This is a genomic window from Sphingomonas faeni (assembly GCF_040407565.1).
Taxonomy (GTDB): Bacteria; Pseudomonadota; Alphaproteobacteria; order Sphingomonadales; family Sphingomonadaceae; genus Sphingomonas; species Sphingomonas faeni_F.
Genome location: NZ_JAPZPR010000004.1, coordinates 240648 through 254833, shown reverse-complemented (window position 1 = coordinate 254833; position 14186 = coordinate 240648). Strand labels below are relative to the sequence as shown.

The 14186-nt window shown below is 63.6% G+C and carries 8 protein-coding genes; 3 read left to right on the top strand and 5 right to left on the bottom strand.

Features of this window, described 5'->3' with window-relative positions; genetic code table 11:
* Nucleotides 1–168: 168 nt before the first annotated feature.
* The 3 genes from O6Y00_RS10240 to O6Y00_RS10230 form a co-directional block, all read right to left on the bottom strand.
* Nucleotides 169–1389: a hypothetical protein gene (locus O6Y00_RS10240; protein WP_353442477.1), complete on the bottom strand. Its 1221-nt coding sequence runs from the start codon at nucleotides 1387–1389 to the stop codon at nucleotides 169–171.
* A 437-nt stretch (nucleotides 1390–1826) separates the two neighbouring features.
* Nucleotides 1827–4736 (bottom strand): TonB-dependent receptor domain-containing protein, encoded by a 2910-nt coding sequence (locus O6Y00_RS10235; RefSeq protein ID WP_353442476.1) that lies wholly within the window; start codon nucleotides 4734–4736, stop codon nucleotides 1827–1829.
* 495 nt (nucleotides 4737–5231) lie between these two features.
* Nucleotides 5232–5765: a hypothetical protein gene (locus O6Y00_RS10230; RefSeq protein ID WP_353442475.1), complete on the bottom strand. Its 534-nt coding sequence runs from the start codon at nucleotides 5763–5765 to the stop codon at nucleotides 5232–5234.
* A 232-nt stretch (nucleotides 5766–5997) separates the two neighbouring features.
* Between O6Y00_RS10230 and O6Y00_RS10225 the strand changes: the two genes are divergently transcribed.
* A complete protein-coding gene (locus O6Y00_RS10225; protein ID WP_435368612.1) occupies nucleotides 5998–9090 on the top strand; it encodes a TonB-dependent receptor domain-containing protein in 3093 nt (1030 codons plus the stop codon).
* Nucleotides 9091–9490: 400 nt separating this feature from the next.
* On the opposite strand, the gene O6Y00_RS10220 is transcribed toward O6Y00_RS10225, so the two are convergent.
* Nucleotides 9491–10582, bottom strand: a complete 1092-nt coding sequence (locus O6Y00_RS10220; RefSeq protein WP_353442473.1) for a hypothetical protein — start codon at nucleotides 10580–10582, stop codon at nucleotides 9491–9493.
* Between the two features lie 194 nt (nucleotides 10583–10776).
* On the opposite strand from O6Y00_RS10220, the gene O6Y00_RS10215 reads away from it, so the two are divergent.
* A complete protein-coding gene (locus O6Y00_RS10215; protein WP_353442472.1) occupies nucleotides 10777–11037 on the top strand; it encodes a hypothetical protein in 261 nt (86 codons plus the stop codon).
* Nucleotides 11038–11048: 11 nt separating this feature from the next.
* Nucleotides 11049–12335 (top strand): aspartyl/asparaginyl beta-hydroxylase domain-containing protein, encoded by a 1287-nt coding sequence (locus tag O6Y00_RS10210; RefSeq protein WP_353442471.1) that lies wholly within the window; start codon nucleotides 11049–11051, stop codon nucleotides 12333–12335.
* Nucleotides 12336–12558: 223 nt separating this feature from the next.
* On the opposite strand, the gene O6Y00_RS10205 is transcribed toward O6Y00_RS10210, so the two are convergent.
* Nucleotides 12559–13731 carry an aspartyl/asparaginyl beta-hydroxylase domain-containing protein gene (locus tag O6Y00_RS10205; protein WP_353442470.1) on the bottom strand — a complete coding sequence of 391 codons (1173 nt, stop codon included), beginning with the start codon at nucleotides 13729–13731 and terminating at the stop codon, nucleotides 12559–12561.
* Nucleotides 13732–14186: the final 455 nt, after the last annotated feature.

Here is a 14186-nt window from a genome sequence, read left to right as displayed (position 1 = left end):
CCAGCCGTTCAATTCCCCTGGCACGGCAGCCCGACAGGTCCGTTTATCCGGCGACAATAGGCCTCGTGCGCCGACGGCGCTGCTTGCGGCGGGGCGCCCCATCAAGCGACATTGCAGGGCTCCGCGCCGCTTCCCGAAACGCGCGATGCGTTCGTGCAGCGGTGGCGCCTACTTCGACCCGAGCAAGCTCGACGGAGTGAGTTCGGGCGCGATCACCAGCATGTCGTATTGGTAGATCATCTTGCGCCAGGCTGATGGCATGTCCGCTGGCGGCCGCGAACGCAGCGATCTCAAATCAACGAGCATCCATTGCCCGCCAACGCCTGCCTTGTCACGCAAGCCGAGCGCATCTTTCAGCCAAGCATAGTCGGCATCGTCCGTCACCGTGAACGGCTCTGTGCGTATTTGCCGGCCTACGCCTGCATAAAGAGCATGCACGCCCTTTGCGCCATAGACTGCGATATGCAGCGACAGGGCCCCTTCGCCTTCGGCACGCTCGGCGACGAAATTGCCCAGGTCGCGCTGGTCGAGTCCGTTCATTCCCTTGGCAGCGTGAACGTCGCCGAACTTGAACAATATTCGCTCGGGCTGCTGGCTGTTAGCAACGTACTTCAGCAGGGTGCGCTTCATCAGACGGGCTCGTCGAGTATTGGAAGCGTACCCGTCGGTGTTCTGGCCAAGGTAGATGGCGCGCGTTTCGGCGAGGCTCTCGAACAATTCAGTGACCCGCCTGCCGCCATCGCGCTTTACCGCGCTAGCCGCGTCCGCCATCTGCTCGTCCGTCACGTTGAAAATCAGCATGTCGCCTGCCGATCCCGAAGCGAGCGCTGCGGCCGCGGCCTTGCGGTCGAGCGCCATCAACCTTTCGATCGCTGCTCGTGCTGCCGGTCCCGGACGCGCTGCAAGCATCTGCTCGAGCAGAAAGCCCGATGCACCGAAGAACTCCTGGTCCAGCCCCCAGACCTCGAAGCGCGGGCCGGCGAGCTTTGCACATTGGGCGGCCATGTCGCTTTCGTCGCGGCCGTTTTGGAACGCCATCGCATCGGGATGAGATTGCATGAACGTGCCGATGCGCTCGCCACGATCCGGACGCCGCAGGTTCTGGTTGACGATCCGCGCCGCCTCTGGCCCTATCTCGACGGCGAATGCGCGGAGGCCACGTTGTGCCATTAGGCTGCAGATCGAGGTCGCAAAGAGCGGTATCTCGCGTGACAGGTGATCTTCGCCGATCACGACGTAGCGTGCATCCGACACCGCTTTTGCAATTACGGTACCGCCAGCCCCATGAAGGCCCGCGGCATCGACCTGCAGCACCGTTCGCGCCTCCTCCAGCCGCGTACTGAACGGTAGCCGCTTGGCAGGCGTCTCGGCCAAAGCCGGCGATGCCATGCTTGAACACGCCACCAAACCTGCCGCAATCAACTTGTTGTTCAAAGCTCTGCCCCCCACCCCGATCCGACATATTCTTTGGACTGAATCACTGCTGCCGCCCAGCCCGACGAAGATGACAATCCAACGCCGATGACCTGACATTCGAGTGCCCTTCGACGCCTCCCAACTTCAGTCGTTCGTTCATCGGACGAACGGCAGCGCCTGGCGGCCGTCCCCTTGGATGCACGGCTGGCGAGCGAGGAGAGCGAAACGGCTGCTTATGATTGACAGCCAGCCGACATCCGACGTCCGGCGATGCGCCGACACCGACAATAGACCAAGCGCGCAGCGTCGCTGCCGATCGACCCATGGCGTCCATCTCGGCAACCGAGTCGTGAGCATCCGCGACCTGCATGCCCGTAGCGCGGGCCGGCGCGTAGCCGGCCCGTTCATCATCACAGTCCGACGGTGACCTTCAGATACCCGAACTGGCCTGGTACGTCGTAGGTCGTCGGATCGAAATTGTTGAGGCTGCAGGTTATGCATGGCGGCGGACCGGAGTTGAACACGTTGTTGACGCCGGCGGAGATGCCGAAGCGCTTGCCCATGACCAACGGCGTCAGCCGCAGCTGGACATCGCCATAGAAGCGGCTGTCGAGCCGGTTGTCGGCACCGGTTTCGACAACGCCGTCGATGTAGCGGCCGGTGAACGACGCGCCGAACCAGTCGGATTGCCAGTCGATGGTCGCATTGCCCTTGTACTTGGGGAATGCCTGGTCGGGACTGCCACGCTCGGTGCCCTTGCGGTCGAGCACGATGAAGCCGTTCGACGCCGACAGGACATATTTGAGTAGTCGCGTTGCGCTCAGCGACAGCCCGAAGCTGCCGACACCGGTCTCGGGTGTACGGTAGTTGGCGGTGAGATCGATCCCGCGGGTGTGGATGCTGTCGAGATTCTGCAACGTCCCCGTGATCTGGTTGATGAAGCCGTTGGCGGTGCGGACTATGAGCGCGCAACTCGCGGCATCGCCGTTGAGGGCGCAATTGTTGAGCGTCACATTGGGGTCGAACGCTGCGATCGCCTGGCGAACGCGAATGTCGTAATAGTTCGCCTCGAGATTGAACAGGCTGGCGAATCCGCCGCTGCGCGCCCATTGCGGCGAATAGACCATGCCCGCCGTGATGTTGCGCGACTTTTCCGGACTGAGATTACGGTTGCCCTGCGTCAGGACCGGAAGCTGACCCGGATCTTCGGCATAACTGCCATTGGCCGGCACCCCGTCGACGATGCAATTGGCACGCACCGTCGCGTTGGTCTGGAACTGCCCGGTCGAAGCGCTTGAGCACGGATCGGTCACGGGCAGATCGAAGCGCGATCGTCCGCCGAACAGTTCGCCCAGGCTCGGTGCCCGGAAGCCGGTGGTGTACGACCCGCGGATCAGCAGGTCCGCGACCGGCTTCCACAAGCCGGTACCGGTATAGGTCGTGCTGCTGCCGCTCAGCGAATAATTGGCATGCCGCACCGCGCCGTCGACCTCGAGCGAGGCGAAGAACGGAACGTCCTTCAGCAGGGGCACCCGCAGTTCGGCATAGACCTCGTCCGAATTGTAGCGACCGCTCGCCGGCTGCGCGGGGATGTCGGCGCCCAGGCCTGCCGCGACGATCGGGTCGGGCGTGAAGCTCGCGCTCTGGATGCGGTGCTCAAACCCGACCGCGATGGCGACCGCGCCAGCGGGAAGGTCGAAAAGCTCGCCGCTGACGTTGAGCGTATAGTCCCAAAGGTGCTGGTCGCTTTTGTCGCGTTCGGTGAAGCCGATATAGTTCAGCATGGCCGGCGTGATCGAGCCGGCGCCGCCGAACAGGTTCAACGGTACGCACGACCCGGTGCAATTCGCGAGCGGGCCGATCGCCCGTGCAACGAGATCGGCACGCACGTTGCCGGTGAAACTCTGGTGCGCGTCGTTGACGCCGAGCGCCGCGTTGGCGTCCCAGTAGAATTTACGCGTACCCACCGCGAACGAACCGTCGAGCGTGGCGGTCGCTGAAAACGTATCGACCTGCTGGTTGAAGGTACGCTGCCCGGCCTCGACCAGGCGGCGCGCGATAAAGGAATAGTTGGCGGTTCGGCCGTTGGGCGTACCGTCCGGGTTGACCCCGGACTCCAGCGTCACGCCGTAAGGGTTGAACGGGTTGGTGGCGTCGAAGCTGAGCGTGTCGAACAGGCTGCCGGCGCCGTTGCCCGCGTCGGGGCCGATGAACAGCGGCTCGAACGCTGCCTGGTTCTGCGAGTTGCGTCGATTGTACGATGCCTTGACGCGCAGGTTGGTGCCGCCGCCGAGCTCCTGGCGAAAGCTCATCCATGCGCCATAGCGTTCGGACGGCGTCAGCAGATAGTTGAACGGTGCAAAGTTGAACCGGTCTGCCGCGGTAAACGGCCGGAGCTCGGCACGCGTCGGCGTTGCATCAGGCGGGCCGCTGATCGTCTGGTTGCCAAAACTGGTCAGAAAGCGACCGTTGACGGCTGCACTGCTACAGCCGCCGACCGGATCGGTGCAGGCGGTCTGACCCGGGTTCGGGAATTGCGAGATGCGGCGGTCGCCCGATCGCACGGCCTTCTGGTTCACATAGCTGGCACCGAACACCAGGCTCGTCCCGGTCCCTTTGCTCTGGACGCCGTAACTCGCGTCCAGATTGTAAGTGTGGCCGTCGCCCGCGCGGAAGGTGCCGAACTGGCCGGAGAGACGGAGCCCGGCCTGCTGCTGCTTGGTGATCACGTTGACGACGCCGGCGATCGCGTCCGAGCCGTAGAGCGGCGACGCTCCCGCCTGCAGCACCTCGATCCGGTCGATCATGCTGGCGGGAATGGTGTTGAGGTCGACCGTCGACGGGATACCACTGCCGCTGGTACCGTTGACGTAGCGAAGGCCGTCGACCAGCACGAGCGTCCGCTTGGCGCTGAGATAGCGCAGGTCGATCTCGGCCGCACCGGCGCCGACCCCGCCGCCGTCCGGCGGATTGCCGAGATTACCCGAATTATTGACCTTGGTGTTAAGCCCGCCGGACGCACTCGGCAGCCGCTGCAACACGTCCGCGACCGACGTCAGGCCGGTACGCTGGATCGCGGCGTCGTCGATCGTAACGACGGGCGACGCCTGGTTGAGCGGATCGCGCCGGATGCGCGATCCGGTGACGACGATTTCCGCGCCCGGCTGCTCGGGCTCCGTCGCCTGGGTGAGTACGGCGCCCGTGGCTTGGACACCCCCATTCCGTCCGTCCGCTTCCTGAGCATTCGCCGGCGCACCGGCCAGGCCGGCGCTGAGCGCCGCGATGGCAATCCCCGAATAGAGCAGCTTTGTCGTGCGCATCGTATTTCCCCCGAGATACCCGCCTCGCAAACACCCCGTTCACGTAACATCTGGAAACAATCAGGCTATTGCTTTCCAAACAAGCAGTTCCGGCTGGAGTAATATCGACGAGCGTCGATTAAGACAAGGTGTGGCTTCAGAGCGACAGGTGGCAATAGATGTTGCGAACATTCGCGACTAACACCGCGACGAACGATAACGCTGTTGCGATGGACGTGCGGCGCCGGTCAGGATCGAATGTCGGAAAAGAACTCAGGGAAGAACTTCGATCCTCGGCGACGGTTCAATAGTTCGAGCGTCGCGATCGGATCCAAGCTCCCCAAGCAGGCTTGGAACGGGTGACCGTTGCTGGCTGACTGGATCGCAACGCACTGCCGTCCGTGGCCGCCTGACCTGGGTTGGCATAGCGGGCCATCGGTGCGGCCAACCCGCCGAAGTCAAACCCCGCAATATGACACGATCGCTTCCCTGCGCCGAACTCGGAGACTTCCGGGTTTATCTCTGCCGCTTGACGAGAATGGGGCGCTCCCCTTTCATCGTCGCCTTGAAACCTCCGAAGCCGGATTGTTTGATGCCGATCGCCGTGCCCGGGCGCGGCGCGAGCGTGAGCGGCTCAATGGTCTGCCACACGGTCCCGTTCGCCAACTGCAGCGCAAATCGCGCATAGCCCGCGGGTTGGACGCTCGTCACGGTGGTATTGATCTCGGTGACCCTGGTAAGCCGGTCCGCCTCGCCGCCGCCAAGGGGATTGCTCCCGGCGTCCGCCAGGCCGAACGATCGACGCTTCTGCTCGATGACCTTACCCCGATCCAACGCCAGCAGTTCACCGGACTTGCGCGCGGCGAGAATCCGCGTGGTTGCCTCGTCGAGGCATGCCAGCCTGGCATCGTCCGCGCGGATAGCCTGACACGCGACGAGCGTGTCGAGCACCTTCGAGGAATCCAGCGGCGCCTGCGCGGCGGTAACGGCCGTCATCCCGGACGCAACCGCAAAGCCAACGACCGTCTGGACCATTTTTCCCATGTGCATATGCCCTCCTTTTATCCGGAAATTTCCCAGTGAGATGCGCACTTTAAATCTTTCGGGTCAATCGGCGGCAGTCTGTTGCGGATATACCACAACCATATTGCAAACTGAATACGGATGGTTCCGAATCGGCGATATTGATTGGAACGCGACGCAACCATTCGTTACGTCGGTAACAGAACCGAACAAATTCGGGACGGATGTACGACGCAATCGTCGGCTCAAAGGGGTTAATATGAAATCTAATGCTCGCACACGCTTGCTCGCAACCACGCTGCTCATGGGCGCAGCGACAGTTGCGACACCTGCCTTTGCGCAGGTACAGGGTGATAACTCGGGCATCCGCGCCGGCGGTGCCACTGCAACCCAAGCCACGACGCCGGGCGCCAACGCCCAGGGCGAAGTCGGCATGACGACGTCGGAAGCCGCGCCGACCACGGAGAACAGCCAGGGCGACATCGTCGTCACCGGATCGCTGATCAAGAACCCGGCGCTGATCGCATCGTCGCCGGTTCAGGTGATCGGCCAGGAGGAAATCAAGCTCCGCCAGTCGAACACCGCAGAAGATATCCTGCGCACGCTGCCAGGCGCGGTTCCGAGCATCGGTTCGGCCGTGAACAACGGCAACGGGGGCGCATCGTTCGTCGATCTTCGCGGCCTCGGCTCGTTCCGTAACGTCGTCCTGATCGACGGAAACCGGATCGCACCGGCGGGTCTCGTCGGCCGGGTCGATCTCAACAACATTCCGCTCGCGCTCGTCGAGCGTGTCGATACGCTGACCGGCGGTGCTGCCACCACCTACGGCGCGGACGCCGTATCGGGTGTCGTCAACTTCATCACCCGCTCGGATTTCTCGGGCATCGACGCGTCGGTGTCGAACCAGATCACCGAGCGTGGCGATGGCGCGTATTTCCGCGGCGACATCACGATCGGCGCGAACTTCGACGACGGCCGCGGCAACGCCGTGTTCTCGGTCGGCTATCAGCAGTCCGACCCCGTCTATCAGGGCGATCGCGATTATTCGATCAACAACGTCGACTCGTTCAGCGGAGCGCTGAGCGGTTCGGGGACGACCACGCCATCCGTCTTCACGCTGGGCGGTCGTCGCCAGATCAACCCAACGACCGGCCTGCTGACAACGCCGGTGGTTCCGTTCAACTTCAACCCGTACAACATCTTCCAGACGCCGTTCGAGCGCTTCAACATGTACGGCGCGGGCCATTACGATGTTTCGGACACGGTCGAGGTCTACACGCGCGGGCTGTTCTCGAAGAACACCGTCCAGACGGTCGTCGCACCATCGGGCGTATTCGCATCGTCGGTCGTGATCCCGGTATCGAACCCGTACCTGCCGGTCGGCGCACGTAACCAGTTCTGCGCCGCCACCGCGGCATCGACGGCTGACTTCAATCCGTATCAGGCCGGCGTCCAGTCGCTCAACGCAGCAAACTGCGCCGCAGCAGCCGGCGCAACCCTGACGACTGATCCGAACTACCGCGAGTTTACGACCAACCTTTCGCGTCGCACGACCGAAGTCGGTCCGCGTATCTCGAACTTCCAGACGACGATCTTCGATTACCGGGCAGGCGTGAAGCTCGGCATCACCGATGGTATCAAGCTGGACGTGTCGGGCGGCTACGGTGAATCCGAGAACACGCAGACGCTCCAGGGCTATGTCCTGACGTCGCGTGTCCGGTCAGCCGTGTACGCCACCAACACGACGAACTGTCTGACGGGTGCGCCGAATGGCGCGGCACTGGCAGCAGGCACGGGTTGCGTCCCGCTGAACGTCTTCGGTGCCGACGGTTCGATCGCAGCGAACCAGATCCCGTACATCACGGGTGAGAGCACCACGACGGTCCGCACCTCGCTCGCACAGGCCCGTGCAGTGCTGAACGGCGACTTCGGCTTCGCGTCGCCGTTTGCGACCGACTCGGTCGGGTTCGCCGCCGGTTCGGAGTATCGCAAGTATCGCGCTTCGCAGCGTTCGGACACGCTCGCTCAGACCGCGGGTGAGCTCGGTGGCGCCGGTGGCGCCGCACCGAACATCGACGGTGGCTATGAGGTGATCGAAGGCTTTGGCGAGTTGATCGCCCCACTGGTCCAGGATCGCCCATTCTTCCAGAGCCTGACGCTCGAAGCTGGCGTGCGGTATTCGCACTACAAGGTGTTCTCGCCGCTCTCGCCGACCTTCAACACCACCACCTACAAGGGCGGCGGCAGCTGGGAGCCTTTCAATGGCCTGAAGATGCGCGGCACGTACCAGCGTGCGGTTCGTGCACCTAACATCAGCGAGTTGTTCTCGCCGGTGACGACCACCCTGACCAACCTCGCGACCGACCCCTGCGCCGGCGCCGGTCCGACGACCAACGCCAACCTTCGCGCGGTCTGCCTCGCACAGGGTGCGCCGGCAGCAACCATCGGGCTGATCACGAACCCGACCGGTGGTCAGGCAAACGTGACGTCGGGCGGAAATCTCAACCTGCGTCCGGAAAAGTCCGACAGCTACACGGCGGGTCTCGTGATCCAGCCGACCCAGCTGATCCCAGGCTTCTCCGTCACGGTCGATTACTACAACATCAAGGTGAAGGGCGCCGTCTCGTCGTTCACCCCCGGCGACATCATCTCGTCGTGCTTCGCTGCCGTGTCGGCAACAAGCCCGACCAACCCGGCATGTCTCGCGATCGTTCGCAACCCGGTTACCGGCGGTCTCGATGGCGACGTTGCAACGACGCCAGGCCTGTTGTCGTCGATCTCGAACCTCGGAACGATCAAGACGGACGGCATCGATCTCGGGATCAACTATCGTCGGGATATCGGCTTTGCGAAACTGGGGCTGTCGTTCCAGGGAAACTGGACGCATGACTCGAAGTTCCAGGCCGCTCCTGGTCTGATCAATCGCGACTGCACCGGATACTACTCGGTCAACTGCGCATCGATCCAGCCAGAGTTCTACTGGAACACGCGTGCGACGCTGACCTTCGCCGACAATGTCGATCTGTCCGTCCTGTGGCGCCACATCGATGGCACCAAGCAGGAGCCGGATGATGTCGCAAACGGCAGCGGCCCGGCATTTGCAGGTACGTTCAATGGCGAGACCGTCGATTTCGGTCGGATCAAGGCGTACAACTATATCGATCTAGCGACGCGTATCGGTGTGGCCGAGAACTTCGACTTCACCGTGACGGTGCAGAACCTGTTCGACAAGCAGCCACCGCTCACGGGGTCGACGGTCGGTTCGACGAGCTACAACAGCGGCAACACCTATCCGTCGACCTACGACGCGCTGGGTCGTCGTTTCGCGATCGGTGCCCGTCTGCACTTCTAGAAGCACATTCCGACTTCAAGGGCGGCTCTTCGGAGCCGCCCTTTTTTTTGCTCGTTCGTGACCGCGACGAGTCCGTTCGACAACGAACCGGCCTTACACGAGCGCGGCGGCCTAGTTAGTCGGCCGTGCCATCCTACCGATTTCTTGCGTGCAGCGCGGCCGCCAACGGTCGCGGACTGCGCACGGCCAGTCAGTGTCCTGTGCCCGTTACGGAGACGGCGCCTCTCCACCGTCGGATCGCTGTCCCTGCAACGTCGAATTGCCGTCGGAGCTGCTTTTCGCGTTCGGATTGGAGGCTGTCAGATTGGCCGTTCAATCCTGTGCTGCGGTTCGGTTTTGGCCAAAGCCTTGGGTCACCCCAAGGCGACGCCCAAGGTAATCGTCAGGCCAACGAAGTCGTTCAGCCCAGCAACGGGGCCGGCGGATCGAACGTGACGCCCGCGTTCTGCGCAACGGCTTCGGCCCAGACCAGCACCTTGTCGATCTCGTCGGCATACAGCGCAGCGCCGTCGATCTGCTCGCGCGTGCGGTCGGTCGCGCGGTATGCTGTGCCGTCCTTGGCATTGCGCGCGAACGCCCCTCCATCGACCAGCGCGTCGAGGCTGTCCGTGTCGGTAGCCAATCCGTAAAGCGTGGAGATCGCCGCCAACGCGACGCGCGGCGCGGCCACCAGGGTCTCGCTTTGCAAGGACCGTACTCGTCCCGGAAACTGCGCCGCGAGCGCCGCAAACAGATCGGCCTGCGCGATCCAGCCGACCGCCGCGACCTGCAGATCGGTCAGCCGGAAATACTCCTCGGGCGCAAATCCCAAGTCGACCATGCCGTCCGCGAGTTGCTTGGCGAGCAGCTCGCGGACCCACAAACGTCCCCACATCCCCTTGCGCGCGATCGACGTTAGAAACACGCGCAGCGGCGCATACAGTAGCACCGCGCGCGCTTCGGGCCGGATCGTCAGGATCGTCGGCGCCAGTGCATTGACCACGTTGGATGGCTTGATGATCACCGCTTCGCCGGGAATGAAACCGCGGGCCAACAGCGTCAGCACGCTGTCAAGCACATCGGCGATCTTCGCCGGGTTGCCGCCGCGATGACGCCATCCGACGAGGTCGTTGAGGATCACCGGTTCCTTGAGCGTCGTGGCGAACCCGACATGGTCGAAGGCCTGCGCGAGCAAGGTCGAACAGCAATAGGCCGAATGGAAGATGAAATGGACCGGAGCACGTTGCGAAATCGCGCCGATCGCGCCCGTCGCGTCGCGTCGTCCGAGGATCAGCGGATCGGCCGCCGAGGGCAAGTTCTCGTCGGTCAGGAACGTCGCCGCACGGCGCATCGCACGATCCGCCGCGATGAAGTGTACGTCGTCGCGTACGGGATCGTACCGATGGGCCAGCCAGTCGGGATCGGCGATCCCCCCGCCTGCCCCATCGCGATCAGCCCCCGCGCGATGTGCGACGGCGCGGCTGGACGGTGGGAAGTGCGCCGGAGGTCTCATGTGCACCGGATCGCATATCACGGCCGATATCTCCACCGGCGCGGGGAAAAAAGTGAGGCTCGCCGACGATCGGATCGGCCCGGGGTGTTATTTGAGATTGTGCGCCGCGCCGAATTTGCCATGATGCCCCAGGCCGGAACGGATCGGGCATGGTAGATCGGGTCGGGGTAGATCGGGTCGGGGGAGATACAGTGATGAGACGCATGATCGCCGGGATGTTGCTGGCAACGATGACGCAGGCACTCGCGGCCCAACAGCCGCCCGCGGCCCCGCAAACTGGTAGCCCGGCAAAGCCTGAGCGCAAGATCTGCAAGCAGTCGGCACCATCGGGATCGCTGATCGAAACGCGGCGCGAATGTCACACGCGTGAGGAATGGAACCGGATCGCTCAGGCTGCGCGCGCCAATGGCCAGGACATAGTTGATCGTGCAGCCTCTGGCGGTCAGTCGCAGTAAGCGGGCTGCATATGACCAATACTCAACAGCGGTTGGACGTGCTGTTGCGCGAGGCCGAGCAGGCGCACCGCGCCGGCGATCGCCCGCGCGCAAATGCGGCCTTCCGCGATGTCCTCGCGATCGTTCCCGGTCATCCCGTCGCGCTGAACGCGCTCGGCATGGCTGCGCTCGGGCAAGACGACCGCTTGGCTGCCGAGTATTTCTCGCAGGCCGCACAGTCTGATCCGGCCGCGACGCCGCTCTGGATGAACCTGGCAAGCGCGTATCGCGGTCTCGGCGATGCGGACGCGGAACGCGACGCGCTGAACCAGGCGCTGGCGATCGACCAGCGCAACCTGATGGCGAACGTTCGTCTGGCCGAACTGCTCGATCGGATCGGGGATACGGCGACATCGGCGTTTCGCTGGGGTGGGGTCGTGACGATCGTTCAGTCGATGCCCGATCGGTCGCCGGCGCTTGAGGACCTGCTGGCGCTGGCGTCGGACCGGATCGCGCGCCATACGCAAACGTTGGCGGATGACGTCGAGAGCGCGATGCGCCCGCTGCGCGAGACCACGAACTCGGGGCACACCCGACGGTTCGATGCCTGTGTCGACACGATGCTTGGCCGTCGCCGGGTATATGCGCCGGCACCGCACGGCCTGCATTTTCCGTTTCTGCCAGCCGACGAGTTCTTTGCGCGCGAGCATTTCCCATGGCTTGCCGACCTGGAAGCCGCCACGCCTGCGATCCTTGCGGAGCTGCAAGCGTTACTGGCCGCCCCGGCAACGGAGTTCGTACCGTACGTGGCGATGGCGCCGGGGACTCCCGCGAACCTATGGAGCCCGCTCAACAATTCGGACAATTGGAGCGCTCGGTATTTGTCGCGCTACGGCGTGCGCGACGACGCCGTGTGCGCCCGTTGTCCGCAGACCGCGGCGCTCCTGGACTCGCTGCCGCTGGCCGACATTCCAGGCCGTGCGCCGACCGCGTTCTTCTCCGTCCTGAAGCCGGGGACGCACCTGCCACCCCATACCGGGGTCAGCAACATCCGGTCGGTCGTACACTTGCCGTTGATCGTGCCCGATCATTGCGGCTTTCGGGTCGGCGGAGAAACCCGTGAGTGGCGCGTCGGCGAGGCGTTCGTGTTCGACGATACGATCGAGCATGAAGCCTGGAACGACAGCGCGTCCATCCGTGCAGTGCTCATCGTCGACGTGTGGAATCCCTATCTTACGACCGACGAAACCGCCATGCTGCGACACTTGTTCGGAACCCTCGGCAACAAGCTTGGCGGCGGCAGCGACGTCGCGGAGTGACGGAAATGAGCGGATGTTTGGCACGCGGCAGCCGCTGACTGACCCGGTCGCGATATCGATGTATATCCCGACTGGAACGAGTTTAAGCGGCTGGCTCCATCGCTTCGCTTCGCTGCGCCAGACGTTCCGCCCGGATCCCAACCCGCACCGTCTTTCACGACGAGCGTACGGGTCTGGGTTGGATCGTGAGGTCGAGCGATCGCTACCGTACACGTCAATGCGGTCAACCCGTGTCAATCGCAGCGCCCTGATACGTGTCGATGGCCTCGAAGATATCCGTCAGTGCGGCGCGTTCGTCGCGCGTCAATTCGGGCCGCCAGATCTCGAACAGGAGGACCACGCGCGTCTCTCGACCGCGGTTCCATGCCTCATGCTCGAATGAATCATCGAAGATTATCATCTCGCCGGTGCGCCAGTGACGCGTCTCGGCGCCGACCCGCAAGCCGCAGCCGTCCGGCGCGATCAGCGGCAGATGGCAGATCAGCCGGGTGTTCAGCATCCCGTGGTGCGGACGGATGTGCGTTCCCGGTTTTAGGACCGAGAAGATCGCCATCGGCGATCGTCCCGCGATCACCGGGATGGGCGCACGGGCGAGCGCGGCCATCGTCTCCGGACATGACGAGGCATTGGGCTCTACCGGCACGCCGCCATGCCACAGCCGGAACGCGCTCCAGCTGGGATCGTCGAGCAGCGGGTTGGCAGGTGCTGGGCGGTCGGGCGTCGATTGGACATACGGCGCAAACCCCTGTTCGGCCGCCAGCGCGCGCTCCAGTTCGGTGCGCATCGTAGCCGTGGCGGCTTCCATCGTTCCGACCCATTCAAATTCGTCACGCTCGAAGAACGCGCGTTGCGCGAGGCCGGGAAAATAGAACATCGATGGCTGTTGCAGGTGAAGTTCACTTCGCCCGAGCAGAATATCCAGCGCTTGTCGCGTTCGGGCACCGTGCACGCCGTGTGCCAGCCGCGTACCGACCAGCGCCTGGTCGAGATGCGCCGCGAAACGCTTTGCCACGTCGTCGAGAAAGCGCTCGCCGGCCTGCAGCATCGGTACGAGGGCGGGCGAGATCGTCGCACCGGGCTGTGCCGCGACATTGAGCGAGGTGCGATAGAACGACTGCGCGGCCCGATCGTCGCCACGCCGGACCTTCAGCGCCGCCATCGTCAACAAGGCGGCGAGATGGCGTGGTTCGGTGGCAAGAAACTTCGCCAGCGCGGCATCCGCCTCGGCATCGCGACCAAGCAACTGGGCTGCCTGCGCAATCAAAAACCACGGCGCTGGTATCCCGGGCGCACCGTCGCGCAGCAGCATCAGGGTATCATAGGCCAACGCCGCATTGCCGTTGCGGAGCGCGGTCATGCCATCGCGAGCGAGAGTTTCGGCTTCGGTCTTGGTCAAATTTTTCGACGCCTCGTGGATCAAGCATGGAACGCTGCAGCTAACTGATGTTTGCGTACGTCAACACCGATGACATTGCCAATTGGAACGCGCGGTCGGACGTCGTTGCCGTTTTCCACGCTGGCAGGCCTGGCATGAACTATCGCCGTATTCGCGTCGCATCCGGCCACGGCAAGACCACCGCGATGGTATCCGATAACCAGACCCCTTACCCATAGAGCCGCGACGTGCCTGGCTACGAAAAGACCCGTTTTCAGTCGACGCTGGCCAAGGCGACAGCGGTCTGCGTCGAACGCTTGACGAGCAAAATGCCGAGGGCGAACGGCAATGCGCGATCGTTCGCTTCCCCGGCACCTCAAAAGCTGAAATCCATTCGATGATCGCACGATGACCGTGGCTTGCGCCCCGCGTTACGTCGGGGCCTGAACGACTTGGCGGCACCCCGACGGCGGGCA